We start from the raw sequence: 26,173 nt of genomic DNA on the forward strand, positions 1-26,173 counted from the left end.
CATAAAACTGGCACAAAACGAATCCGAATTAAAATTGCGCGCGCCCAAAAAGTGGCACAATTTGAACCGGAATTAGTGGCACAAACCACTCCGGAAATGGTGGCACAAATCGAATCAGATTATCCAATTAATACAATTTCTGGCTCATTTGATACATCACAAGGTGATTTGCGTAAAGCGCAAGTATACGTTGATAAAAAATATTTTCCTGATTACTCTAAAATGGAAAGTCTTCTAGGGAACTTAGTGGATAATATTAACAAACGAATTGACGATGTTTCAGGAAATGATATCATTAAACTTTCTGCAGATTTTCATTACAACTTGGTCAACATTCATCCCTTTGGTGATGGAAATGGACGAACTTCGAGATTAATGATGAATTATATTCAACTTTACCATGACGAACCATTGATTAAAATATTTACAGAAGATCGAGCTGATTATATCAATGCGTTAAACAAAACAGAAGAATTGGAGGATATTTCGATTTTTAGAGATTTTGTTTGTCAACAACAGATTAAGTTTTATAAAGCAGAGATCAGCAAGTACAAGAAGAAAGATAGAGGATTTAACCTCATGTTCTAAAGCACTTTGCACAACAGCGGTTCATAAAGCAAAGGCATTAAGTGTGTTTTCGTGTGTTCGAAATTTTATTTAACACCGCCAAAACTTCGTTTTGACGTTTAAAAATGTAAATTTGTAAAACAAAGTTTTGGCTCTGTGAAGTTGAGAGATTTTTACAAGTAAGGCCTTCGCTTCATAACCGCGAACGCCGCTAACAATTTCACAAAGCAACCTCCTCCGAACAGTTTTAGAGTCTTCCCCTGGTGACTAATAAACTTTTTGCCTTTTAAGTATACGGATTTTAAGTTTTATCGTGTGTATCGATACACTTTCCATATTCATGCCAGATAAATGCAGGCTCAGTACATGGATATGCACCCCTCGTCGGGTTTTAATTTACCACGTTGTGCAGGCTGCATACTTTTGTGTCATCAGATTTATTAATAACCTAAAAGCTACAGAAAGATGAAATCAAAAGTATTAGTTATTACAAGCATGTTTGCACTTTTAACGTTGGGCGCATTGGCTCAAAAAAGTAAGAAAAAATTTAGTGTTGAATTTAACGCCGGGGCAGCCTTTCCTGTGAAAGAAATCGGGGAGACCAAACTGAATCCCGGAGCAGGATTTGAGGGTCTTTTACACTATCGCTTTATGCCGCACCTGGGCGTTTATGCCGGTTGGGGTTGGAACAAACTTTCAGCCAATAACTCCTTTGCCGGCAATGATGTCTGTTTCGAAGAAACGGGTTATGTTTTTGGTTTGCAGTTTATGCATCCCATAGCCGATTATCCGTTTTCTTATTACGTGCGGGGCGCCGGCTTGTATAACCATATTGAGATCGAAAATGCCGATGGCGAAATTATTCATGATACCGGGCACGGATTAGGTTTTCAGGTAGCCGGAGGATTGAATTTCAATCTGGGTGAAAACTGGAGCCTGAATCCGGGTGTCAAGTTTAATGCGCTGAGCCGCGATATGGATTTCGAAGGTATTTCAACGACCCTGGATTATCAATACATTGCCATTAGGGTAGGAGTAATTCGCAAATTTTGAAAGTTTTAATTGAGCGGGTTTTGGTGCAAAAGCAGGCCCACCGCTCTTTTATTGCCATTTCCGGTTTTCCCGTGCCAGCTTTTCCGGGCTCGCACAACACTTTTTTGAATAAGCCTATTTCTTTTTCACACTCTTCACCCACACTCAACTTCTCACACTCCTCACTCAAACTCCAAACTCACTCTCCCGGGTATTCTAAAATATCTTCTGTGCCGTCGAACGCTCTGAAAAAACCTTCGGCCAGCGCTTCCATCTCGCTTTCGCCGGCAAACACGTGGTAATCGGTCAGGTTGCCCACGTATGTCTCCAGGTCTTCGACGAATCGTTTGCTGTGGGCAATGCCGCCGGTAATGCCAATGGCCTGGGCGCGGCCTTTGGAGGCAGCAAAGCAGGCGCCAATCTCCTTGGCTACCTGGTACACAAAGGCATTGTAAATCAGTTCGGCTTTTTTATCGCCGTTGTCCACCATTTTAAGCACTTCCCGTACATCAGTGGTGCCAAGGTAGGCTTTAAAACCGCTGTTTTGTGAGAGTAGTTTTTTTACTTCCGGCTCTGGTTTGCTGTAGCATAATTTCATTACACCACGCAAGGGGAGTGCTCCGGCCCGGTTAGGAGAGAAGGGCCCCATTCCGAGCAGGCCGTCATTTACATCCACAATGCGGCCGCTGCTGACCAGTGCAATGGAGATACCACCACCGAGATGCGCTACCACAAAGGCCGAATCCCTGAAGGGTGCCTGATACATTTTGGAGAGTTTGCGGGCGGTCATCTTTACATTCAGTGTGTGGGCCCGGCCATCGCGCACAATGCCCGGCACACCCGATATTTTGGCTACCTCACTCAGCCGGCTGGTCGATACCGGGTCTACCGTGTAGCAATGCTCCAAATTAAATGCATCTTTCAGCTTATCTGCCAGCAAGCTGCCCAGATTGGAGGCATGCTCGCCGTAATGGCCCGATCGGGCATCTTTCAGAAATGCCTCGTTGATACGGTAAGTACCGCCTTCAATGGGCTTCACAATGCCGCCCCTCCCCACAAGACCAATCACTTTGTAGTTGGTGTTGCGCATAAAATCTTCAATGTAAGGTATTAAAACGTTATAACGGTAATCTATCTGGTCGGCAATTTTTTCGAATTGTTGCAGCTCGCTTTGCGTATGCGTGATAGATTTGGCGTCAAGCTCACCTTCACGGTCGTAAAAGGCAACTTTTGTGGATGTGGAACCCGGGTTAATGACTATAACAACCTCATTTTGCATAATTTGTTTTTTTGCCTGTTAATGTTTTATCGCAGTGTAAAAAATATAGTGTTATCAATCTTTCGCTTATCCTGCTATTGCAGAGGTTCAATAAAAACTGTCTTTGGTGACTCGTAAGATAAAAGACTTTTAGGTCAACTTTTGTTCAGGATTTTAGTTAAGTAATTAAAAGTGCTTTGAATATACAAAATATTATACAAAAACAAATTAATATATGTATATGCTTTTATTATTGATTCGATTTTTTTAACTTGTATAACCAAATATATTTTTACCGGGGATGATTTTACGGGGAGGATTTTTAATCACTAAAACTAAATTACTATGCATTTTGAATACACCGAAGAGCAAATCATGGCGCAACAATCCGCAAGGGACCTTGCCCAGAAGGAGTTTATACAGGATGTGATTGAGCGTGATACCCACGCCATTTTTCCAGAAAAACACGTAAAAAAACTGGCCGAGTTGGGCTTTATGGGTATGCAGGTCGATCCGCAATACGATGGCACCGGCATGGACACCGTTTCTTACGTGCTGGCAATAGAAGAAATATCCAAAGTAGACTCATCGCTGGGCGTGATTATGTCGGTGAACAACTCTCTGGTATGTTTTCCCATAGAAAAATACGGCAACGAGGAGCAAAAAGAAAAATATCTGAAACCTTTAGCCCGGGGCGATAAGTTGGGTGCATTTTTGCTGTCGGAACCCGAAGCCGGCTCCGATGCCACCAAACAGCGCACCATAGCTGAAGATAAAGGCGACCATTATGTGATCAACGGTACCAAAAACTGGATTACCAGCGGCAACTCAGCCGACACCTATGTGGTCATTGCACATACCCACCCGGATAAAGGGCACAAGGGCATCAATGCCTTTATTGTTGATCGCCATGCCGAAGGTATCAGTCCGGGTCAGCATGAAGATAAAATGGGCATGCGAAGTTCCGATACCCACTCGGTGATGTTCTCCGATGTAAAAGTACCCAAAGAGAACCGGCTGGGCGACGATGGCATGGGATTTAAAATTGCCATGAAAACCCTGGAAGCTGGTCGTTTGGGTATTGCAGCGCAGGCGCTGGGCCTGGCATCGGGTGCCTACGAGCTGTCCCTCAAATACGCCAAAGAGCGTAAGGCGTTCGGTACCGAAATCATCAATCACCAGGCCATAGCCTTTAAACTGGCCGATATGGCCACCGACATTGAAATGATGCGTCTGCTGGCGATCAAGGCTGCGTGGCTTAAAGACAACGGTAAGCCTTTTGGCACAGCCAGCGCCATGGCCAAGCTCGCCTGTGCTGAAAAAGCCATGCAAATCACTACCGAAGCCGTGCAAATTCACGGAGGTTACGGCTATGTGAAAGAATATCATGTGGAACGCCTGATGCGCGATGCCAAGCTTACACAAATCTATGAGGGTACGTCTGAGATACAAAAAATTGTTATTTCCCGCGCCATCACCAATGCCTAAAATCGGTGTAAGTAGTGAAGAATAAAGAAGTAAGTGTTATGAAGAAAAGTAAGGTGTACGCACCAACCAACAAGATCAGGGTTATTACAGCCACATCGTTGTTCGATGGACACGATGCCACTATTAACATCATTCGCAGAATTTTGCAGTCGAGCGGCTGCGAGGTAATACATCTGGGCCACAATAAGTCGGTAGATGAGATTGTGAACTACGCCATACAGGAAGATGTACAGGCCATAGCTGTTACCTCCTATCAGGGCGGGCACATGGAGTTTTACCAGTACATGTACGATCTGTTGCAGGAACGGGGTTGCCCGCACATTAAGATTTTTGGCGGTGGCGGTGGTGTAATTTTGCCCAAAGAGCAGGAGGCCCTGCATCAATACGGTATAGCACGCATTTATTCACCCGATGATGGTCGTAAGATGGGCCTTCAGGGTATGATTAACGACCTTATACAACAGAGCGACTTCCCGCTGGGGAACAATGGTGTGGACCTGGAGCAGGTTAAAAAACGTGAACAATACTCCATTGCATCGCTGATCTCTAAAGTGGAGAATTACCCCGATGAAGCCGGGGCATTGATGGAGCAGGTAAGGCGTGAAGCCCAAAAATCCAAAGCGCCGGTAATCGGGATGACCGGTACGGGCGGAGCCGGAAAATCGTCTATGGTGGATGAAATCATTCGCCGCTTCAATGATAAATATCCGAATTTCAATGTGGGGATTGTCTCAGTTGATCCTACGAGGCGCAAGGGCGGCGGCGCCCTACTTGGTGACCGCATACGCATGAATGCCATAAACCACCCCAACGTGTACATGCGTTCTCTCGCCACCCGGAGCCAGAACCAGGCACTATCTTCCCATGTGAAAGATGCCGTAGAGATTCTCAAATATGCCGGTTTCGACATCATCTTGCTGGAATCCTCAGGCATTGGGCAGTCAGGCACGGAAATTATTGACCAAAGTGATGTGTATTTTTATGTAATGACCCCGGAGTACGGCGCTGCCACACAGCTGGAAAAAATCGCCATGCTCGATTATGCCGATATTGTGGCGCTCAATAAATTCGATAAACAAGGCGCGTTGGATGCCCTGCGCGACATCAAAAAACAATACCAACGTAACCATATGCTGTTTGAGGAGCCTTTGGAGAATATGCCTGTTTACGGCACCGTTGCTTCGCAATACAACAACGAAGGGGTCAACATTCTGTTCCGTGAACTTACGCGCATTATCAGCGAAAAAACAGCGTTCCGGTTTCCTGCAAACGAAAAAGATTTGCGCATCAGCCACAACAACCAGGAGATTGTTCCCTCGAACCGGGTGCGCTACCTTTCAGAAATAACCGAAACTATACGCAACTATAACCACGAGGTGGAGGAGCACGCAGGGGTGGCCAATCGACTGCAGTCGTTGCTCACAGCCGTGGAAGAATTGTCTGCCGAGGAAAATATCAAAACCCAACTGAACGAAAAGGCTGAAGCGCTGAAAAAGCAACTGGGCAGCGAAAATATGGACATCCTCCATAACTGGGAAGACAAGAAACAAAGCTACAAAAATGAACACTACACCTACCAGGTGCGCGGTAAAGATATTAAGGTCGAAACCCATGTGGAAACCCTTTCGCACTCCCGCATTCCCAAGGTTTCTTTACCTAAATATACGGCGTGGGGCGATATTTTAAAATGGGTGCAGAAGGAGAATGTGCCCGGCGAATTTCCTTATGCAGCCGGGGTGTTCCCGTTCAAACGTGAATTTGAGGACCCGACGCGCATGTTTGCCGGTGAAGGTGGTCCCGAACGCACCAACAAACGTTTCCATTACCTGTCGAAAGACCAAAAAGCCAAACGCCTCTCTACGGCCTACGATTCGGTAACCTTGTACGGCTCCAATCCTGACATGCGGCCCGATATTTACGGTAAAATCGGTAACTCAGGCGTCTCTGTGGCCTGCCTCGATGATGCCAAGAAACTTTATTCCGGGTTCGACCTGCTCGATCCGGCCACATCGGTCTCTATGACCATCAACGGTCCGGCGCCCTTTATGGTGGGTTATTTTTTCAATGCTGCCATTGATCAGCAATGCGAAAAATACATTGTGGAGCAGGGTATGGAGCAAGAGGTCAAACAAAAGGTTGATAAAATTTATAAAGATAACGGTATTGAACCGCCAACCTATCTCGGCGATTTGCCGGAAGATAGCGATGGACTGGGCCTGCGCTTACTTGGCGTAACCGGTGACCAGGTGCTGCCGGCAGATGTGTATAGCGCTATCAAAGCTGATACCGTGCAAAAAGTACGCGGTACCATTCAGGCCGACATCCTGAAGGAAGATCAGGCGCAAAATACCTGTATATTTTCCACCGACTTTGCCCTGAAAATGATGGGCGACATTCAGCAATACTTCATCGATCATAACGTGAAAAATTTCTATTCGGTCTCTATTTCGGGCTATCACATTGCCGAGGCCGGAGCCAATCCCATTACCCAACTGGCATTTACGCTGGCCAACGGTTTTACTTTTGTGGAATATTACCTGTCGCGCGGCATGCACATCGATGATTTTGCACCGCGGTTGTCGTTTTTCTTTTCCAACGGCCTCGATCCCGAATACTCGGTGATTGGTCGTGTGGCCAGACTCATATGGTCCAAAGCCATGAAACATAAGTATAAGGGCAATGCCCTGTCGCAAAAGCTGAAGTACCACATTCAAACCTCCGGCCGTTCATTGCACTCGCAGGAGATTGAGTTTAACGATATTCGTACCACGCTGCAGGCCCTCTCTGGTATTTACGACAACTGCAATTCGTTGCACACCAATGCCTACGACGAGGCCATTACCACACCCACGGAGGAGTCGGTGCGGCGGGCTATGGCCATTCAAATGATCATTAACCGCGAGTACGGACTGACCAAAAATCAAAATCCGCTGCAGGGCGCATTTATTATCGAAGAGTTGACAGATTTGGTAGAGGAAGCTGTGCTGACCGAATTTGACCGGCTTACCGCCCGCGGTGGTGTGCTCGGAGCCATGGAATCGATGTATCAGCGCGGCAAAATACAGGATGAATCGCACCATTACGAAGCATTAAAACACAATGGTCAACTGCCCATCATGGGCGTGAACACTTTTCTCTCTTCAAGCGGTTCACCCACCATTTTACCCAATGAAGTGATCAGAGCAACCGAGGAAGAAAAACAACATCAGATTGAAAATATCAAAAAGTTTCATAAACTGAACAGCCAAAAAGCTGAAGATATGCTTAGCGCACTCAAAACGGCTGTGCTGGAGAATAAAAACACTTTTGAATACCTGATGGAGGCCACCAAATACTGTTCAATAGGTCAAATTACCAATGCTTTATTCGAAGTTGGTGGGGAATACAGACGCAACATGTAGACATATTTTTTATATTTATACAAATTTATAATCCTCTAAACCTATAGCATATGAATTTTAAAACTGATTATTCTGCTGACAATCTGGTATTGGTGGTAAATCCACGAGTTCCATTTACGAAGATCGGAGTGTATAATAACAGCAAACTTATTTTTTTAAAAAAAATTAGCCATCCTGAAGCGGATTTAGAGCAGTTTTCAAAATACGAGGATCAGACACAACTCCGAAAAGATTCCATCATTAAACAACTCAAAGAGAATGATGTGAATGTGGATAATATACGGATAGTGATTAGTCGTGGCGGCCTCATAAAGCCGGTAAAGTCGGGTATTTATGCTGTAGATAAAAAGGTGAAAGATGATTTGTATAATTCTGTGCAGGGCTCCGATATAGTAAATCTGGGTGGATTAATTTCAGATGCCATTGCATCGGATTTGCCCAGGGCCAAAGCCGTGATAGCTGATCCGGTGGTGGTGGATGAATATGATGACGTGGCCAGGGTTACTGGGCTCCCGGAAATAGAAAGAAGATCGATTTTTCATGCACTCAACCAAAAGCAGGCAGCTTGCCGCTATTCCAAATCTATACATAAAGCGTGCGAAGATCTGAACCTTATTATTGCCCACCTGGGAACCGGTATTACGGTAGGTGCGCACAACAAAGGCCGGGTCATTGATGCAAACATGGGTTACGATGGCGATGGTCCTTTCTCACCAATTCGTGCCGGAAGTTTGCCCACCGGAGATTTAATTAAACTCTGCTACAGTGGCAAATATACCGAAGATGAAATGCTTAAAAGAGTAAGTCATGAAGGTGGCCTTTTTGCACATTTTGGCACACCACGCGGTATTGATGTGGATAGAATGGTAACCAAAGGTGATAAACAGGCTGAATTAATATTTGGTGCCATGGGTTACCAGGTGGCCAAAACCATTGGCTCAATGTATGCTGTGCTTTATGGTCAGGTCGATGCCATTATCATTACCGGGCCTATGGCCAATAGTGAGTGGTTAGTGAAAAAAATTGTGGATAGGGTGGAGCATTTCGGTAAAATCGTACTCTATCCCGGTTCTGATGATATTGAAACCCTTGCCATGAAGGGTGTTGCGGTAATTAATGGCGAAGAAGCGGTGAAAGAATATCAGGGGTAATGGGTCTTAGATCATGGATATGTGATCATAGATCTTGAATTCTACGTTTTGCTAATTGCTCCTCCGAAGGCCATTGAGTGGCTTGTGCGTTTGGTTGTGAGAATCGAAATGGCCGTTGTATTAGATTCTAAATGCCAGTTATTGCAGCAAAATTTCACCGCCTTATTATTATTTCCCTAAAAGGAAACTTTTTATTGTCTTTGTCGTAAAAACTAGTGAATGAAAAAGTTTGACGTTAAATTTCTTGAACCTGCCAAAGATTTTATGGACAATTTGGATGACAAGTCAAGAAAAAAGGTTCTTTTCAATATCTGGAAATCTAGAGAAATAAATGACCCCGAACTTTTTAAGAAGTTAAAAGGAAATATTTGGGAGTTTCGGACAAAGTTTTTGACAAAGCAAATTAGACTATTCGCATTTTGGGATAAACGTGACGACAAATCAACACTGGTAATTGCGACACACGGACTGATAAAGAAAACGCAGAAAACCGCAAAAAAAGAGATTGATAGAGCAGAGAGACTAAGAGAGGAATATTTATCAACTAAAAAGTAACCGACTATGAAAACATATTCACTTGAAAACCTGACAGATAAATATATCGGGAAACAAGGAACTAAAGAGCGTGATCAGTTCGAATTTGAATTAAAACTGGACATATTGGGCGATATGATTAAAAAAGCCCGAAAAGAACGCAAACTGACTCAAGAACAACTCGGACGACTTGTTGGCGTACAGAAAGCACAGATTTCTAAGATTGAAAATAACACAAAGGATGTTCGATTCTCGACGATTTTAAGAGTTTTTGAAGCATTGAAAGCAACGGTTAAAATGACCGTTAATTTTGATTCCGACAAATTGGAGATAGCATAAACAACAACTGGTAACCGCGGCGTAAAAAGGCAGTATGTGTGTTTACGTATGTTCGAGGTTTCAATTTTGGCTTTGTGTAGCTTGAACGGTCATTTCAAGTAAGGCCTTCGCTTCAACGCCACAACGATCTTAGATCTTGAATTCTACGTTTTGCTAATTGCTCCTCCGAAGGCCATTGAGTGGCTTGTGCGTTTGGTTGTGAGAATCGAAATGGCCGTTGTATTAGATCATTTACGGTTCTTACTTTGGCGAGTCGCGGTGTGATTAAATTAATGAGTCGTTTCACAGCTTTTTTTTATGTTATTTATTTGCGAACTCACACCCCGACCTGGTACAACGCGGTTTTAACTATTTTCACTTCAATATTTGACCTTTCTTTCGGCCTGAAAGGCCGGGTTAACCTGTCCCGGGGCAAAACATAGATTTTGGATGTTTGGAAATCGTTTTCAGCCATTCCCCTTTTCAATAATGTCCTTAATGTAGCGGTCGGGCACCTGAATTGTTACGACTTCTCCTGTGGCCGTAACTTCACCTTTGGCCAGCACCCGCACATCAACAATTACTTTTTTACCTTTTATTTCACGTATGGTACCCCGTATTTCCAATGTAGTATCGATGGGGGTGGGTTTGATGTATTTCACGTTAAGCATTCCGGTAAGGAAGCGGAAAGATGGTTCGGTGTCCATGGGGCGGTTTTCTTTGCGGTACATCGCCGCGGAGGCTGAACCTGTGCCATGACAATCGATCAGCGAAGCCAGCAATCCACCGTACACATAGCCGGGAATAGCAGTTTGATATGGTCTTGGTTTGTATCGGGTTACTGTTTCGTCACCATCCCAATAGGTTTTAATCTGGTAACCGTGCTCGTTCATTGTTCCGCAGCCATAGCAATGGCTGAGATGGTCGGGGTAATATTCCTGAAAGGCTTTTATTTCCATAATGCTGATGTTTATCTGATTACATAACAGGTTAGGGGGCATTTCGTTTAAAAGACATAAAAAAAGGGCTGTTTTGCGGCAACCCTCTTTATTCTGTTTATTCTGTTGATTATTTTCCGGGACATGATTTCACAATATCTTCTTTCAGTCCGTGTGAACCGTAGGCTTTGTCGAAATGGTCACAAAATTTCTGAGCCAGCTTTTCAGCTGTGGCGTCGTAGTCGGCTTTGTTTGCCCATGTATTCTTTGGTATCAGCATTTCATCGGGCACATTCGACACAGATTTAGGCACGTTTACGTGGAAAATATCATTTTTCACATATTCTGCATTTTCCAGTTCTCCGTTTAATGCAGCATCGACCATAGCACGGGTGTATTTAAGCTTTATACGTGCTCCCACACCATATTTACCACCGCTCCAACCGGTATTAATCAGGTAAACTTTGGTGTTGTATTGTTTCATTTTATCGCCCAGCTGCTCAGCGTAAACACTGGGTTTACCCGGCATAAATGGCTGTCCGAAGAAACGACTGAATGTGGCTTGTGGCTCGGTTACGCCTGTTTCTGTGCCGGCCAGCTTACTGGTGTAGCCCATGAGGAACCACAACATGGCCTGGTCAGCGTTGAGTTGCGATACCGGAGGCAATACGCCATAAGCGTCGGCTGTGAGGAAGAGAATGGTTTTGGGATGTCCTGAAGTGGAGGCCGGCTTAATATTGGATAAATATTTGAGCGGATATGATGCGCGGCTGTTTGGTGTGAGACGATCGTCGAAGTAGTCTACCGTGCCATCGGGGTAAACCATGGCATTTTCCACGATAGAACCATGGTCCAGCGGCTCATCTTTGTGCATTACAGCATTCCAGATTTCGGGCTCGTTTTCTTCTTTGATGTCAATCATTTTGGCATAACATCCATTTTCGAAGTTGGCAATACCATCTTCGCTCCAGCCATGTTCGTCGTCGCCCAGGAGGGCACGTTTAGGATCTGCCGACAGGGTTGTTTTACCGGTTCCTGACAATCCGAGGAGCAGTGCGGAGCTGCCGTCTTTGCCTTCGTTGGCGCTGCAGTGCAATGGTAAAATACCTTCGAGTGGCAGATAGTAGTTCATTACGGTAAACATGAGCTTTTTAATGCTGCCCATGTAAGCTGAACCGAATACGATACCGACCCGGCGGTCGAAGTCCATGGCTACACACATGTTTGAGGTAGTGCCATCGGGCATTTCACGCAAACGACCTGTGTAGCGTTCGGGGTTTAGCTTGTTGTCGGGCAGTGCCAAAATGGTAAAACCACGCTCGGCAAAAATACTTTTATTGATATCCTCGGGTACCTCCCGAAACATGTTATCTACAAAAACCTGCGAAAGCGCTTTGTTTGCAATGGTTTTTACAGGTAGAGCATATTTTGAATCTGCACCAATTACACGGTCAGACATATAAGCCTTACCCTTGTTTAAGGTTGCCAAAGCATCCTCAAACACCATATCAAACGTTTGCGGGTCGAGTGGAACATTATTGGGCGATGTCCAGTCGATGGTGTCTGCCGTTGCATCGTGCTTTACAATGTAAGTGTCTTTCGGGCTCCGTCCGGTAGATTCGGGCCGCGTCCAGGTTGCAAGTGCACCACCTTGCATGGTGATGGCTTCTTTGCGGTCTAACGACTGGCGAATTAGCGACTTACGTTCTGGATTAGATTCAACCGACTGGTGCCGTTTTAGCATTTCGTCCAGTTGGTTTTGAAAAGATGTACTCATAACAGCTTATTTTGATTACAATATTATGTTGATATACCTACAAAAATAGATATTTAGATACAATAATACCCTATTTTATCTAAATTTTTGTATTGTGCAAAAGTAAATATAATCGGCTAACATTTAAAGGGTACTAATGTTTTAATTTGATATGTATGTTTCAGGTTTATCCGCCTTTGCCAGGGCTATGTTGGATCAGATTAGTTGATTTCCAGGAAAAGCGATACTACAACCGGGACGAGTATGGTAAGCACTGTGCCATGAAATACGGAAATAATGGCATATTGTTTTCCAACATATCGTGTGATAACCGGCAGGGTGGTATCCATTGAAGTAGCCCCGGCCGAATTTATAGGGGCCAGTTTACCGGCTTTTGCTGCCAGTATGGGGGTGAAGATCAGGGTTAATATTTCACGGATTACATTGGCAATGAGGGCAATTACGCCAAGGGTTTCTGTGCGCATTTCAGCAATAATAATGCTTGAGAGACTGTAATAACCATAGCCGGCGCCAATGGCCTGAAGATCCATGAATTTTATTTCGGGCAAAAATGGCATTATGATGAGCATACCCAAAAAGGTTCCCACAATGGTGGAAAGCGGCACCAGCAGAATTTTAAGTTTCACCTGTTTGATGATCTTAAATGCACTGGAATCTGCGCCAATGCTGATACCTACAAGAAACATTAAAATGTAGAGTGCATAAACCGAATAGTCGTTTTTGAGCAAATGATCCGGGAGAAAGCCTTGCCAGCTAAGCAAGAGGCCCAGCACAAAAAATAGCAGTATGTAAATTGTAGCGCGCATGGGTCAGGATTTTTTCCGGAAAAAGAAATAATAAACCACACCACCTGCAAGCACGGAACCAACTATGCCAACCACTGCGATAACAAGAGCTTGCATGCCGAGCACAGGTAGTTTTTTTATGATGGTCGGGTTGCTGCCAATGGCTACACCCATCAGGAACAATAAACCAAACACGGCCGCCATAATCAGTTTATCGTTGGTCAGGATTATTTTAGGTCGGTTGCGCAAAAAATACCCAACCAGGGTACCTGCGGTCATTATTACCAATACTGTTACCACAACTTTTCGGGATAAATATTTTGTGTAATCATTTCCTGAATACGTTTCATGGTTGCTTCTTTATCGGCTTTGTAGGTTACACCGAACCATTGGGCTGTTGTGTCGAGCACCTTTACACTGGCCTTGTTTTGCTCAATGAGTTTGGTTACGGTTGATGGTATGTAAAATTCCGATTTCAGCTCATCGCCTTCTGCTTCAAGAAAAGCTCTGAAATCGTCTCCTGTCTGCTTGAAATAATATTGGGAAAATCCCCAAAAGTTCATAGATACCTGTGCATCCTGTGGTACTTTTTCGCCATCTTTTTCCGAGACAATTTCGCCATTTTTCCAGCCAATGGCTTCGCGTTCGGTTACATTAACGAGCTGATTGCTTTCGTCTACCTTGCATACGCCCCGGTTTACGGTACCGTGGTCGGACAGGGTATTGGTTACCGGATAACCTACCATGCTGTAATTGGTACTGTCGCTGGTGAGATTTTTCAGATAGCGGGCCATTACCTGGAAAGCATCTGCACCGTAAAAGTCGTCGGCATTAATGACGGCGAAAGGTTCATTTACGGCATTTCTCGCTGCCCAAACCGCATGATTCGTACCCCAGGGTTTTGTTCTTCCCTCTGGGACTTCAAATCCTTCGGGCAGGTCTGTAAGCTCCTGAAAAACGTAGTCTGTGGCGATTTTATCTGATATTTTCTGTATAAACCGCTCTTTAAAGGCGGTTTCGAAATCTTTTCTTATGACAAATACAACTTTGCCAAATCCGGCTCTCAATGCGTCGTACACCGAATAATCCATAATGGTTTCTCCGTTGGGGCCCATTTGGTCCAGCTGTTTCAGTCCGCCGTAGCGGCTACCCATACCTGCTGCCAGTATAATGAGTGTTGGTTGCTTCATAGTTTTTAATGAATTGGTTGTGCTCAGGTGCAAAAGTATAGAAAATGAATAAAATGTAAGAAATATTTTACAAAAGCTTTGATAGTTATTATGCAATGGCCGAAAACTATACGAAGCCATGAATCAAATAATTCAAAACCTTTAGACGTGCAAAGCTGGCCATATGATGTAATGGTTTAAGCATTAAATAAGGGTGCTACACTAATTTGCTCAGGATAAACAAACCAATGAATCCTTTCTGCAAATATGAAGTAAAATTGCTCGTTTTTTCTTAATTTTGATCACGGGCCTATAATCATCCACAGAAAAACCAACAAACCATTAGAAATTATGCAAAAGCCCATTAATTATTTCCCTGTTATTGCTGCTGTTACAATTATTGCCGCTGCCATGGTTTATTGGGTGATAACAAACAACAGTCAAAAATCTGCTCAAAATGATAAAGAGTTGCTCAACAGAGCCCGAACCAATTATAAGGCAGTGATTAATGGTGTTGACAAATCGGCTACTGTGTTTTATGAGCATGTAATTGATAAACCCAGGGTACGCCAAATACTTGAGCAAGCAGGGAGTCATTATGGTAAGGAGCGTGATGAATACAGAAAAGAGCTATATCAGTTTTTACTTCCGCATTACAGAAAAATGAAAGAAGCCGGATTCAGACAATTACATTTTCATTTGCCCGATTGCACAAGTTTGCTTCGGTTTCACAGACCCTCGAAATATGGAGATAACCTGAAACCATTCCGCTATTCTGTCGCCCGAACCAATGAAACCCTGCAACCTACATCAGGGTTCGAAGAAGGCCGTATTTTTAATGCCTACAGGTTTGTTTTTCCAACCTTGAAGGGTGATAAACATTTGGGCAGTGTAGAGATAAGTGCTTCCTTTTTGTTGATTAATCAGGCACTTGAGAAACTCGAGCAATCCCACATCAGCTTGCTGATAAAGAAATCTATTATTGAAGGGAAGGTTTTCGAAGATGAAAAGGATAATTATAAAACCTTTGACCTGCAAAAAAGCTATGTGTGGGATAAAAATATTGTTGAAACAGCCAACGGAAAAACTGATTTTCAGTTTCTTAATAAACTAATAGCTCAACAACCCGATAAAGTTAGAAATGCAATCAATGATAATTTTACGAGTTTAACCAATATTGTATTAGATGATCAAAATTATGCACTCATAGTTTATCCTGTGCCGAATATTCAGGGAAGCCATGTAGCCAGCATGTTGATGGCTTACCCGAACAGTTATGCCCTTCAGTTAGAAAAGGAATTAAGCATACGACTGGCCATATTATTTTCTTTGTATCTATTGTTGACATTAGCTTTTGTGGTAATTATAAAACGAGACAGGAGGATTCTGAAAACTACCAGACAACTTAAGCAATCGCAAACAGACCTGGCTGATGCCGATGAGGTGAAAGGTAAGCTATTTGAGATCATAACACATGATATGCGTAACCATTTTAGCGCAGTAAATGGTTTTGCCGGTTTGCTCGATCGTAAATTCTACGGTCAGGACCCCAAAATGGATAAATTACTCAACGGATTGAAGGATTCTATTCACCTGACTAACAACCTGATGGGTAATTTGTTTGTCTGGTCCAGGATACAAATCGGTAAAGTTGAATATCAGCCCGAAATGTTTGAGGCAACCAAATGGGTTCAAAAACTTGTTGATACTTTTGCTTCAATAATGGAACGCAAGCAGATTACATTTGTCAATGAAACAAAAGGTCCGGTGTATTTTTATGGTGATAAAGATATGCTTGCCTATATGATTAGCAATGTATTGCATAATGCGATAAAATTTTCCGATAAAGAATCAAAAATTAAGTTCAGGCTTATCGACAAGACCAAAGAGAGTGTTATTGTGGTAAAGGATGAGGGAAAAGGAATGAGCGCACAAAAGGTTGACCAAATTATGTCGCGCGAAAACTGGAGTGGCAGTATGAAGGAAACAGACATTGGTCTTGGCTTGCTTGTTACACGTCGTTTAATAGATTATCACAACGGCAAAATAAATATTGAAAGCAAACCTGGAGTTGGAACTACTGTTAAGGTTACGATTCCTAAAAAATAGGCAAGCTTCCACATGAGTGAAAGCTTGCACAATTTCATTGTAAGTAAGTTAGTAATGGTATCCCGATTGCTTTATTGAGGCAGTATCCCAAACGGCTTGTGCACCTTTGACCGATGCGGTCATGAAAAATCCAAATACATTGGTTCCTTCTAAATTATTTTCCACATTCGATGGTGGCCCACTGAATAGCGGGGCAGAATAATTGCTTTCCTCCTGTGCCCTGAATATAAACTGATATGCCTGCTCTGTTATTCCATATATTTTGAGTGAAACGGTATCATTGGTGTACAAGCGTTCATCAGTATCTTCCTCGTTTAAATAATAAGTCTCCAGTCCGTTGATGTATTGACCATTGAAAAATACATCGTCTGTCACAAATATTTCATAAAGCGTATCCGTGATGAGCGTATCGTTCACAAATGCTTTAAACATGTAGAAATTTTCTTCATCGCCGGGCTCATTGGCATAAGCCTTTATAGCCCATGCTTCCCATGGGTCAATCCACTCCAGTTGAATGCTGTCGAGAGGTTCCACGTGTGGTACAGAGTCGCTGGCAGTAATGGGGTCAAAAATACCATCATTATCGGTATCGACACTATCAATGTGCAAATAATAGCGCTGCCCTTCTACTGCATAAAAATCTTCAGGCGTGTAGTATTTACCGGGCTCCTGTTCGGTTAAAAATATTTCCTGATTGTTGCCCGATATTTTTACGCTGGCACCTGTTATTTTTTCAGGCTCCTGATCGTTGGATAATTGTTTGGTCCAGCTGAGCTTTATTACATGCGCTGTGGTGTCAGTGGTTATAAGGCCTTCTACTACAGCATGTGGAGGGAAATCTTTCCCCAGCTCCGAATCGAGCTCTATGCGTTCTGTACATGAAAACAGGAATGTAGTGCTGATTATGATTAGAAATATTATTTGTTTCATGGCTTAAAATTTAATGTTGAATGAAACAGTAGGTAAAATACCAAACAAATAGGTTTTTTCAGCATATATTTTATGCGGATTTTCCTTGTCTTGCTCGAAATTTATGGCCCATGCATTGTGCCGGTCATAAAGGTTATAAACAGACAGGTTCCAGTTACTTTCTACTTTCCTGTCGCCCGCCATCATTGGTTTGTTATCCCATGTGAGTGAGATGTCCATGCGGTGATAATCGGGGTAGCGATCTTCATTTCGACCTGTGTAAACGGGTACATAATTACCCGATATTTCAGCCATTCCACGGGGGAAGGTGGCGGGCAATCCTGATGAATAAATCCATGTGGCACCAATGGAGAGCCTTTCTATGATGTCATAGTTCAGTACAATGGATACATCGTGCGGTTTGTCGTAAGGAGCCAGAAACGGGTTCCCTTCATTTACGCCTTTTATTTTGCGTTCTGCATGGGAGTAGGTGTAGCTGGCCCAGCCATTGAGCCGTTCAAACTGAAATTTGAGCATCAGTTCGGTTCCATAGGCCCATGAGCGTCCGAAACGCAATTCGCCTTCCAGATCTTTATTTAGCAGAAGCACCGCATCATCTTTAAAGTCGATGGTGTTTTCCATCCATTTGTAATAGACCTCGGCCGATGCTTTCAGCTTATTGTCAAAAAAGTTTCTGAAAAACCCAAGGGCCACCTGATCGCCAATTTGCGGTTTTACATTGGGCGATGCTGAGAACCAGATATCCAACGGTGTGCCAGCATTGCCGTTTCGGGCCATTTGAATGTATTGTGCTGTTCTTGCGTAGCTGGCTTTTACAGCGGTATACTCACTTAATGTAAGATTCATACTTAAGCGGGGTTCCCAGTTAAAATAGGTTTGGTAAATACCACCATCATGCTCGTTAGTAGCTACACGCTCGCTGTTTTCGTATGTGTAGGTTGGTTTATTGCCATAATTGCCGAACGACGAATTGCGCAAACCACCTTTGAGAGAGAGCAATGGATTCATTTTATACTCAAATCCCACATAGACACCATTTTCAATGGAACGGTTAATGGGTACACGGACTGAACCAAACGAGGAAATACTATCTCCTGTGCCTCTGGCGTAACCGGGATTAAATATATGCAAGGTGCTTTGCATCCCGTAATTAATTTTGAGCTTTGGGGTGGCAAAGTAGGCCAGGTCATATTTTGCTGTTAAATCATTGAGTCCTGCTTCCCAGATAAATGAATTGGCTTCATTTTCAGCTGTTCCCAGTGAGTAATAGTAGTTGCTGTAAACAACGGATAGGTTTGAAAATAGCTTTTTCGAGAAAAGGTGGTTCCATCGTATGGTACCAGTGCCATTGCCATAACCCATACGGGCAAATTCAGATCCAAACACATCACGACCGAAATACCCGGAAAGAAATACCCGGTCGTTGTCGCTTATTTTATAGTTGATTTTGGTGTTGAGGTCATAAAAAAACAGGGTGTTGTTTCTGATATCCTCGTTGCGTGAAAGAGGCAAAAACAGGTCTACATAGGTTCTGCGGCCGGAGGCAATCATAGAAATACGGTCTTCCCACAGCGGGCTTTCAATTGTGGCCCTTGAGGAGATAAGTCCAATACCACCTGCGCCGCTGAATTGTTTCATGTTGCCTTCCCGCATGTGAATATCCAGTACAGAAGAGAGCCTACCGCCGTATTTTGCCGGTATATCGCCTTTATAAAGTTTTACGTCTTTAATAGCGTCGTTATTGAAAACAGAGAAAAAACCCATTAGGTGTGAGGCGTTGTATACATTGGCTTCATCGAGCAATATGAGGTTTTGGTCCAGGTTGCCACCCCGCACACTGAACCCACTGGAGCCTTCAGCGGGTGTTTGTACGCCCGGCAAGAGTTGTATGGCTTTAATGATATCTACTTCACCCATCAGCGCAGGGATTTTTCTGATATCGTCGCTACCCAGTTGCTCTACGCTCATCTCTGTTTTGGTGATGTTGGCATTCGATTTTTCGCCGGTTACTACCACTTCGTCCAGCTCTTCTGCTGTGGGTTGCAACTCAATGTTACGCGATATATTTTTATCGTTTATGGTGATGGTGAATCTTTGCGACTTATAACCGATGAAGCTGTACCGTACATTGTAAGTCCCCGGTTCGAGGCTGATGGAATAAAAACCGTAGACATTGGTAATGGTTCCCTGTTCGATTTCCTGTACGTAAACCGTAGCACCTATGAGGTCTTCGCCTGTGGCAGCGTCGGTAATATATCCGCTGAGCACCGGTTTACGTTCATTAGTATTGTCGGCCCGGTTTGCGAGCGGGCACAACAATAGAAGTATTGTAATTATTATATATGTTTTCATAATGAAAGTAAGTAGTTAAAAGTGATGCTGTCAACACTAATCCTTTTTTTCTCCAAATCCGCCAAACAGGAAAGTAATATTACCGAAAGGCGCATTGAATGCATCATCTTCAAAATACCGTTTGGTGTTTTCCTGGCCATCGGCTATGTAGGTTTCTGTGCCAATACCTGTAACAAAACGGTACCCGGCACCGAAACTGATTTTAAACCACCGCGTAAGGTTCATTTCTACTTCTGCCTGTGGGGCTATCACGCCAATAAAATCGTTATGGCGATCGTTTTCATCGTATTCAAAATCAGAGTCGTAGAGCGAAATGGTCCCGAGCCCGAATTTTGAGCTTATGCCAAAATGTACCGGGTTGTTGGGCATAAAAATATAGCCCATCCAAAGGCCACCGGAGCCAAATTCAACATTGTAGTTCACGTTGATTTTATTTCCGTATTGGTCATAAATTTGCGGGAATTGGTGTTCCGAAGCCATGCCCATGCCAAAGCCCCCGATAAAAAAGGTATTGTTGAAGATGGCAGCGCCACCGCCGCCGCTAAACACAGCAAAATTTCCGTCATAAGTAGAAAATTCTACAATCGGGGCGCCAAAGCCGCTGACGTGGTAGTCTTGATCTCCAAAAATGTAACGCATTTCGCCCTTCTGGGCTTGTAAAGTCATGCTGAACAACACAGCAATGACGATTAGATAGATAGGTTTCATAATGTAATGGTTTTGGGTTAAGTAATCGGCACAAAATTAATTGAACGTTCGAAACCCGCAAGGTAGTATAACAAGTTTAAACATTAATTAACAGAATGTGCTTTTTAGCAGGAGGCTGATATAAGTATTTAAATTTAGCGGAATGTCCGGAGACACCTGAAGCCGAACCCTCTATTGAGTAAGTCACCTGGTGAATACTTTGGTAAAAGACAGGCACATTTCGTTTTGATTAATAGGTAATGGCCAATTCACAAGGTGATTTGTTGATGATTAGCCAACGACTCGCACCCTGATTAAGCGTAGGCTAAAACGGATAAACGAAATAATCGGAGACCGCCTCCGGGGTGGCCTCCGATAGACAGCCCCGAACAGTGAGGATTTCGCTCTTAGCGAAACTCTTACTTGCAAAGAAATGATCCTCTCAATTGATCGATTGTAGTTTGTTTTTCGCTACATTTGTTGTTAGTAGAACGCTAACAAAGGCTTTTGTATATGAATATTCATCAACTGAAACCACGCAAAGCACTCAATAAAGCATTTCTTAAGGCAAAACCCAACCGGATAGAAATTGAGCTTTTTAAAACGAACCTTACCCAACTGATAAAAGGGACAAACGACAACGAATCTGAAGAGTTTCATAAAAATCTGGTTTCCGATTTTCTGAAGGAAACGTATTATAAACCCGACTATTTTATCAATACCAAAGGACGCACCGACTTGGTGATTCACACTGCCGAAAAGGCCGAAAGTCCCGTGGGCGTGGTTATTGAAACTAAAAAACCAACGAATAAAAGTGAAATGCTCACCAAAAACAACATCAATGTAAAGGCATTTCATGAACTGGTTCTCTACTACCTGAGAGAGCGTATTTTAAACAAAAACACGGAAATTAAGCACATTATTGCTACTAACATCAACGAATGGTTTGTTTTTGACTCCAATGTGTTCGAGAAATTGTTTGCCGAAAACAAAAAATTGGTTAAGCAATTTGAAGATTTTGAGGCAGGACGGTTGTCCGGAACAAAAACCGATTTCTTCTACACGCAAATTGCCGCGCCTTTTGTGGAAAGCATTGCAGCTGAAATTGAATTTACCCATTTCGACATTCGCGATTATGAAAAACCGTTGCTAAACAACGATAAAAAAGACGATAACAAGCTCATCGCCCTTTTTAAACTGCTCTCGCCGGAACATTTGCTGAAATTGCCTTTTACCAACGACAGTAACAGCCTCGACAGACGTTTTTACAGCGAATTGCTTCACATTATCGGCCTTACCGAACGAAATGAGAAAGGCAAAAAGTATATTGAACGAGCACCGGAAGAGAAACGCAATACGGGATCGATTCTCGAAAATGCCATTATTCAACTCGATAGTCTTGATAAAATTTCGCGGCTCGAAAAGCCATCGCAATTTGGCGAAAACTTACCGGAACGCCTTTTTAACGTGGCTCTTGAGCTGAGCATTACCTGGATAAACCGTGTTTTGTTTTTAAAGTTGATGGAAGGCCAATTGGTTACCTACCACAAGGGCGATAAATCGTACGAGTTTCTCAATTCAGATAAAATTAGCAATTACGACGATCTCAACAGCCTGTTTTTCCAGGTGCTTGCGCGTAAACAAAGCGAACGCAATGAAGATATTAAGGATACTTTCGACAAAATTCCTTACCTGAACAGTTCATTGTTCGAGCCCACGAATATTGAACACACAACGCTTTTTATCAGTAACTTGCGCGACGATAAAGAAATTCCGCTTTATGCCCAGACCATTTTGAAAAACAGCTCGGGCAAAAAGCTCACCGGGAAACTTACTACGCTCGATTACCTTTTCCGTTTCCTGAGCGCGTACGATTTTGCCAGCGAGGGCAGCGAAGAAATTCAGGAAGAAAACAAAACCATTATCAACGCATCGGTGCTGGGGCTGATTTTTGAGAAAATAAACGGCTACAAAGACGGTTCGTTCTTTACGCCCGGGTTCATTACCATGTACATGGCGCGCGAAACCATACGCAAAGCCGTAGTGCAAAAATTTAACGATGCCAAAGGCTGGAATTGCCAAAACCTCGACGACCTTTACAATAAAATTGACAATGCCGGCGAAGCCAATAAAATTATCAACCAACTAAAAATTTGCGACCCTGCCGTGGGTTCCGGCCACTTTTTGGTGTCGGCACTCAACGAAATACTGGCCATTAAGCACGATTTGAATATTCTACAAGACCGCAACAATCGACGGTTGAAAGAGTACAATTTTGAGGTGGTAAACGATGAGCTTATTGTCACCGATGAAGATGGCGAGCTGTTCGAGTACAATCCCAAAAATGCCGAAACTCAACGCGTGCAGGAGACGCTTTTTCACGAAAAACAAACATTGATCGAAAGTTGCCTGTTTGGTGTGGACATTAACCCCAACTCCGTGAAAATTTGCCGGCTGCGCCTGTGGATTGAGCTGCTCAAAAACGCTTATTACAAAAACGAAACCGAGCTGGAAACCCTGCCCAACATCGACATCAATATCAAATGCGGCAACTCGCTCATCAGCCGCTTTCCGTTGGATGCCGATTTGAAACAAGCCCTTAATAAAAGCAAATGGACCATCGACAGCTACCGCATTGCCGTAGATACCTACCGTAATGCCGAAAACAAGGAGCAAAAACAAGAAATGCAGCAGTTGATCGATGATATTAAATCCAACTTCCGCAGCGAAATATCCCAAAATGATCCCAAAGTGCAGCGGCTGCGCAAGCTATCGGGCGAAATTTACAACCTCACCAACCAGGGCGAACTCTTCGAGCTTTCCAAAGCCGAAAAAAGCAAATGGCAGAAAAAGATGGACAAGCTCACCAAAGATAAAACAAAGCTCGAAGCCGAAATAGAAGCAATCAAAAGCAACAAAATTTACGAAAACGCCTTCGAATGGCGCTTCGAGTTCCCCGAAGTTTTAGACGACAACGGCGATTTCATCGGGTTTGATGTGGTGATCGGGAATCCGCCGTATATCAGGCAGGAAATGTTTTCAGATTTAAAACCCTACCTCCAGTTAAATTATGAAATTTATAATGGCACAGCTGATTTGTATGTGTATTTCATAGAGAGAAGCTTATCTGTTTTACGGGATAGGGGGGAGTTTGTTTTTATAGTTCCAAATAAATGGTTGCGTGCAGGTTATGGCAAAAATCTCAGGCCATTTATAAAGAAACAAGCTATTGAGAATATTTTAGATTTTGGCGATTTGCCTGTGTTTGAAGAAGCAACAACTTATCCCCTAATTCTGCATCTTTCTAAAAATACGCCAAAAGATACCTTTATGGCAATAAATGTTGAAACCTTAAAATTCGAGAATAGTCTGAAGCAGTATGCAGAAAATAATAAAATTAGTGTTTTGGTGAAAGGGTTAAATGATAAGGGTTGGTCATTGAATGATGTGAAGATACAAAAATTGTTGATGAAAATATTTGCTCAAGGAACTACCTTGCAGGAGTATACGAATGGTGACATTTTTTATGGTATTAAAACAGGCTTAAACGAAGCATTTGTAATTGATGAAGCAACCAGAAGCAAGTTGATTCAGGAGGATCCGAAAAGTGAAGAGATAATAAAACCCTTTGTGGGAGGCAAAGATATTAAGCATTTTCGGAAACCTAATATTAAAAAATACTTAATTTTATTTGAAAACGGCATTACTCATAATCTTTTTGGGAGCTTAAGTGAAAATGCTGCTAAGATAAAGATCCAGAATAAATATCCTGCTATTTTTGAGCATTTGTTAAATTTCGAAACAAAGGCAAAAAAACGTTATGATAAGGGGAGGTTTTGGTGGGAATTGAGAGCTTGTGATTATTATCATCATTTTGAAAAAGAGAAAATTATCTATCCCAATATTTGTAAGCGGCCTGAATTTACATTTGATGATAATAATAGTTATACAAATCAAAAATGCTTTATAATTACCCAATTTAATAAAGAAATATTAGGCGTATTAAACAGCAAAGTTTTCTTTTTTTTATTTAAAAGTTTATTGCCAAAATTAAGAGGAGATTTCTTTGAGCCAGGATATATGTATCTGAAAGATTTTCCTGTTGTTGAGGATAATTCAGGGCAAATGCTAGACTTAGTTGAGGAAGTATTTTCTATTAAGACAAATAATCCTACATCTTCAATAGCCGCCCTCGAATCCCAAATCGACCAACTGGTTTACGAGCTTTACGGCTTAACGGATGAGGAGATACAGATTGTGGAGGCGGGTGTGAAATAGCGAACACCGCGCATCGAGGGCTTCGCTTAGAGCGAAACCCTCGCTTACAGGTTTATTGGAGACTTAAATCGGAGACCGACTTGAAGTCGGCCTCCGATTGCTGCGAAATCGTTGCAAACAAGGGGTTGCAATCCCTTGTTAAAGAGGGAGGGAAAACAGTGAGGCCATTGGGCGAAAACCTCATTTATTCAGATGCAAAAGATAAAACAAAAACAAAATGAGTAACTCAGAAATAATCATTTACCAAACCGACGACGGGCAAACAAAAATTGATGTCCGTCTGCAAGATGAAACAGTATGGCTCACTATTGAACAGATGAGTCGTTTGTTTCAAAAGTCTCGATCGACTATTAATGAACATATAATAAATGTTTTTAAAGAAGGGGAACTTAATAAAGAATCATCGATAAGAAAAATCGGAAATTCCGATTTTTCTACTAAACCCACCAATTTTTACAATCTCGATGTCATTATTTCGGTCGGTTACCGGGTAAAAAGTCACCAGGGAACGAAATTTCGCCAGTGGGCTACAGCACGGTTAAAAGAGTACATTGTGAAAGGGTTTACCATGAACGATGATTTGCTCAAAAAAGCCGGAGGCGGTAATTATTTTGATGAGTTACTGGCCCGTATCAGGGATATTCGTTCTTCAGAGAAAGTATTTTGGCGAAAGGTCCTCGACATTTACGCCACAAGTATCGACTATGATCCATCATTAGAAATGTCGGTAAAATTTTTTCAAACTGTTCAGAATAAGATGCATTGGGCATCGCATGGACATACTGCTGCCGCAATAATTTTCCAACGGGTCGATTCCGGTAAGAAAAACCTTGGCATGAGTAATTTTAAAGGTCAGCAGCCGACAAAGCAGGAGGTCGGGATTGCCAAAAATTATCTTACAGAAGAAGAATTGAATGTTTTAAATCGAATTGTGACAGGTTATCTTGAACTGGCAGAAATTCAGGCACTCAACCAGGAACCCATGTACATGAAAGATTGGATTGAGCAACTCGATTCCTTTTTAAAAATGGCAAGAAAAGATATTCTAACAAATGCCGGAAGCATAAGCCACCAGAAGGCGCTTAGAAAGGCACATGAGGAATATGAAAAATTCAAAGAAATCCATAAAAATGATATTTCGGAGGTAGAGAAACATTTTTTACATCAAATTGAACACACACAAAAAAAATTAAAGAAAAGAAACAAAAACGAATAGTACGGTTATACCGACCAACTGGTTTACGAGCTTTACGGCTTAACGGATGAGGAGATACAGATTGTGGAGGCGGGTGTGAAATAGCGAACACCGCGCATCGAGGGCTTCGCTTAGAGCGAAACCCTCGCTTGCAGGTTTATTGGATACTTAAATCGGAGACCGACTTGGAGGCAGCCTCCGATT

19 protein-coding genes are annotated in these 26,173 nt (G+C 42.8%); 10 read left to right on the forward strand and 9 right to left on the reverse strand.

Annotation, left to right across the window (positions count from 1 at the left end; genetic code table 11):
• Positions 1 to 588 (forward strand): Fic family protein (locus tag ACTB0Y_RS03350; protein ID WP_463205379.1); only part of this gene is annotated, 588 nt, incomplete at its 5' end.
• Between the two features lie 444 nt (positions 589 to 1,032).
• Positions 1,033 to 1,620 carry an outer membrane beta-barrel protein gene (locus ACTB0Y_RS03355; RefSeq protein WP_463205380.1) on the forward strand — a complete coding sequence of 196 codons (588 nt, stop codon included), beginning with the start codon at positions 1,033 to 1,035 and terminating at the stop codon, positions 1,618 to 1,620.
• A gap of 178 nt (positions 1,621 to 1,798) precedes the next feature.
• Here the strand turns inward: ACTB0Y_RS03355 and buk (ACTB0Y_RS03360) are convergent, their stop codons facing one another.
• Positions 1,799 to 2,878, reverse strand: a complete 1,080-nt coding sequence (gene buk, locus ACTB0Y_RS03360; RefSeq protein WP_463205381.1) for a butyrate kinase — start codon at positions 2,876 to 2,878, stop codon at positions 1,799 to 1,801.
• Between the two features lie 324 nt (positions 2,879 to 3,202).
• Here buk (ACTB0Y_RS03360) and ACTB0Y_RS03365 point away from each other — a divergent pair, with 324 nt between their 5' ends.
• The 5 genes from ACTB0Y_RS03365 to ACTB0Y_RS03385 all read left to right on the forward strand — a co-directional run bounded on the left by ACTB0Y_RS03365 (position 3,203) and on the right by ACTB0Y_RS03385 (position 9,770).
• Positions 3,203 to 4,345 (forward strand): acyl-CoA dehydrogenase family protein, encoded by a 1,143-nt coding sequence (locus tag ACTB0Y_RS03365; RefSeq protein ID WP_463205382.1) that lies wholly within the window; start codon positions 3,203 to 3,205, stop codon positions 4,343 to 4,345.
• Between the two features lie 38 nt (positions 4,346 to 4,383).
• Positions 4,384 to 7,746 (forward strand): methylmalonyl-CoA mutase family protein, encoded by a 3,363-nt coding sequence (locus ACTB0Y_RS03370; RefSeq protein WP_463205383.1) that lies wholly within the window; start codon positions 4,384 to 4,386, stop codon positions 7,744 to 7,746.
• 50 nt (positions 7,747 to 7,796) lie between these two features.
• A complete protein-coding gene (gene buk, locus ACTB0Y_RS03375; protein ID WP_463205384.1) occupies positions 7,797 to 8,897 on the forward strand; it encodes a butyrate kinase in 1,101 nt (366 codons plus the stop codon).
• 219 nt (positions 8,898 to 9,116) lie between these two features.
• Entirely contained in the window at positions 9,117 to 9,452 is a 336-nt protein-coding gene (locus ACTB0Y_RS03380; RefSeq protein ID WP_463205385.1) for a type II toxin-antitoxin system RelE/ParE family toxin, read from the forward strand.
• A gap of 6 nt (positions 9,453 to 9,458) precedes the next feature.
• Complete coding sequence (locus ACTB0Y_RS03385; protein ID WP_463205386.1) at positions 9,459 to 9,770, forward strand: helix-turn-helix domain-containing protein; 312 nt, start codon at positions 9,459 to 9,461, stop codon at positions 9,768 to 9,770.
• A 446-nt stretch (positions 9,771 to 10,216) separates the two neighbouring features.
• On the opposite strand, the gene ACTB0Y_RS03390 is transcribed toward ACTB0Y_RS03385, so the two are convergent.
• The 5 genes from ACTB0Y_RS03390 to ACTB0Y_RS03410 form a co-directional block, all read right to left on the reverse strand.
• A complete protein-coding gene (locus tag ACTB0Y_RS03390; RefSeq protein WP_463205387.1) occupies positions 10,217 to 10,708 on the reverse strand; it encodes a PaaI family thioesterase in 492 nt (163 codons plus the stop codon).
• A gap of 109 nt (positions 10,709 to 10,817) precedes the next feature.
• On the reverse strand, positions 10,818 to 12,464 hold the full coding sequence (locus ACTB0Y_RS03395; protein WP_463205388.1) for a phosphoenolpyruvate carboxykinase: 1,647 nt from the start codon (positions 12,462 to 12,464) through the stop codon (positions 10,818 to 10,820).
• 200 nt (positions 12,465 to 12,664) lie between these two features.
• Complete coding sequence (locus ACTB0Y_RS03400; RefSeq protein WP_463205389.1) at positions 12,665 to 13,270, reverse strand: LysO family transporter; 606 nt, start codon at positions 13,268 to 13,270, stop codon at positions 12,665 to 12,667.
• Positions 13,271 to 13,273: 3 nt separating this feature from the next.
• Positions 13,274 to 13,549, reverse strand: a complete 276-nt coding sequence (locus ACTB0Y_RS03405) for a LysO family transporter (protein ID WP_463205390.1) — start codon at positions 13,547 to 13,549, stop codon at positions 13,274 to 13,276.
• The gene (locus tag ACTB0Y_RS03410; protein ID WP_463205391.1) at positions 13,543 to 14,439 is read right to left on the reverse strand and encodes a nucleotidyltransferase family protein; all 897 of its coding nucleotides are present in this window, start codon (positions 14,437 to 14,439) and stop codon (positions 13,543 to 13,545) included. Before ACTB0Y_RS03410 ends, ACTB0Y_RS03405 begins: the two co-directional genes overlap by 7 nt.
• Before the next feature lie 330 nt (positions 14,440 to 14,769).
• Here ACTB0Y_RS03410 and ACTB0Y_RS03415 point away from each other — a divergent pair, with 330 nt between their 5' ends.
• Positions 14,770 to 16,527 (forward strand): ATP-binding protein, encoded by a 1,758-nt coding sequence (locus ACTB0Y_RS03415; protein WP_463205392.1) that lies wholly within the window; start codon positions 14,770 to 14,772, stop codon positions 16,525 to 16,527.
• Between the two features lie 48 nt (positions 16,528 to 16,575).
• Here ACTB0Y_RS03415 and ACTB0Y_RS03420 read toward each other — a convergent pair whose 3' ends face one another.
• From ACTB0Y_RS03420 to ACTB0Y_RS03430, 3 genes are read right to left on the reverse strand one after another with little or no spacing between them, the layout of a single operon-like run.
• A complete protein-coding gene (locus ACTB0Y_RS03420; protein ID WP_463205393.1) occupies positions 16,576 to 17,457 on the reverse strand; it encodes a DUF4249 domain-containing protein in 882 nt (293 codons plus the stop codon).
• A gap of 3 nt (positions 17,458 to 17,460) precedes the next feature.
• The gene (locus ACTB0Y_RS03425) at positions 17,461 to 19,809 is read right to left on the reverse strand and encodes a TonB-dependent receptor (RefSeq protein WP_463205394.1); all 2,349 of its coding nucleotides are present in this window, start codon (positions 19,807 to 19,809) and stop codon (positions 17,461 to 17,463) included.
• 36 nt (positions 19,810 to 19,845) lie between these two features.
• The gene (locus ACTB0Y_RS03430; protein WP_463205395.1) at positions 19,846 to 20,517 is read right to left on the reverse strand and encodes a hypothetical protein; all 672 of its coding nucleotides are present in this window, start codon (positions 20,515 to 20,517) and stop codon (positions 19,846 to 19,848) included.
• Positions 20,518 to 21,009: 492 nt separating this feature from the next.
• On the opposite strand from ACTB0Y_RS03430, the gene ACTB0Y_RS03435 reads away from it, so the two are divergent.
• Positions 21,010 to 24,774 (forward strand): class I SAM-dependent DNA methyltransferase, encoded by a 3,765-nt coding sequence (locus tag ACTB0Y_RS03435; RefSeq protein WP_463205396.1) that lies wholly within the window; start codon positions 21,010 to 21,012, stop codon positions 24,772 to 24,774.
• 217 nt (positions 24,775 to 24,991) lie between these two features.
• The gene (gene rhuM / locus ACTB0Y_RS03440; RefSeq protein ID WP_463205397.1) at positions 24,992 to 25,990 is read left to right on the forward strand and encodes a RhuM family protein; all 999 of its coding nucleotides are present in this window, start codon (positions 24,992 to 24,994) and stop codon (positions 25,988 to 25,990) included.
• Positions 25,991 to 26,173 lie beyond the last annotated feature (183 nt).

The organism is Salinivirga sp. (assembly GCF_055145285.1).

What these genes read in the sequence shown, in the direction of transcription:
- ACTB0Y_RS03355 (WP_463205380.1), top strand. Translation starts at nt 1,033, where the DNA reads ATGAAATCAAAAGTATTAGTTATTACAAGCATGTTTGCACTTTTAACG.
- buk (WP_463205381.1), bottom strand. Translation starts at nt 2,878, where the DNA reads ATGCAAAATGAGGTTGTTATAGTCATTAACCCGGGTTCCACATCCACA.
- ACTB0Y_RS03365 (WP_463205382.1), top strand. Translation starts at nt 3,203, where the DNA reads ATGCATTTTGAATACACCGAAGAGCAAATCATGGCGCAACAATCCGCA.
- ACTB0Y_RS03370 (WP_463205383.1), top strand. Translation starts at nt 4,384, where the DNA reads ATGAAGAAAAGTAAGGTGTACGCACCAACCAACAAGATCAGGGTTATT.
- buk (WP_463205384.1), top strand. Translation starts at nt 7,797, where the DNA reads ATGAATTTTAAAACTGATTATTCTGCTGACAATCTGGTATTGGTGGTA.
- ACTB0Y_RS03380 (WP_463205385.1), top strand. Translation starts at nt 9,117, where the DNA reads ATGAAAAAGTTTGACGTTAAATTTCTTGAACCTGCCAAAGATTTTATG.
- ACTB0Y_RS03385 (WP_463205386.1), top strand. Translation starts at nt 9,459, where the DNA reads ATGAAAACATATTCACTTGAAAACCTGACAGATAAATATATCGGGAAA.
- ACTB0Y_RS03390 (WP_463205387.1), bottom strand. Translation starts at nt 10,708, where the DNA reads ATGGAAATAAAAGCCTTTCAGGAATATTACCCCGACCATCTCAGCCAT.
- ACTB0Y_RS03395 (WP_463205388.1), bottom strand. Translation starts at nt 12,464, where the DNA reads ATGAGTACATCTTTTCAAAACCAACTGGACGAAATGCTAAAACGGCAC.
- ACTB0Y_RS03400 (WP_463205389.1), bottom strand. Translation starts at nt 13,270, where the DNA reads ATGCGCGCTACAATTTACATACTGCTATTTTTTGTGCTGGGCCTCTTG.
- ACTB0Y_RS03410 (WP_463205391.1), bottom strand. Translation starts at nt 14,439, where the DNA reads ATGAAGCAACCAACACTCATTATACTGGCAGCAGGTATGGGTAGCCGC.
- ACTB0Y_RS03415 (WP_463205392.1), top strand. Translation starts at nt 14,770, where the DNA reads ATGCAAAAGCCCATTAATTATTTCCCTGTTATTGCTGCTGTTACAATT.
- ACTB0Y_RS03420 (WP_463205393.1), bottom strand. Translation starts at nt 17,457, where the DNA reads ATGAAACAAATAATATTTCTAATCATAATCAGCACTACATTCCTGTTT.
- ACTB0Y_RS03425 (WP_463205394.1), bottom strand. Translation starts at nt 19,809, where the DNA reads ATGAAAACATATATAATAATTACAATACTTCTATTGTTGTGCCCGCTC.
- ACTB0Y_RS03430 (WP_463205395.1), bottom strand. Translation starts at nt 20,517, where the DNA reads ATGAAACCTATCTATCTAATCGTCATTGCTGTGTTGTTCAGCATGACT.
- ACTB0Y_RS03435 (WP_463205396.1), top strand. Translation starts at nt 21,010, where the DNA reads ATGAATATTCATCAACTGAAACCACGCAAAGCACTCAATAAAGCATTT.
- rhuM (WP_463205397.1), top strand. Translation starts at nt 24,992, where the DNA reads ATGAGTAACTCAGAAATAATCATTTACCAAACCGACGACGGGCAAACA.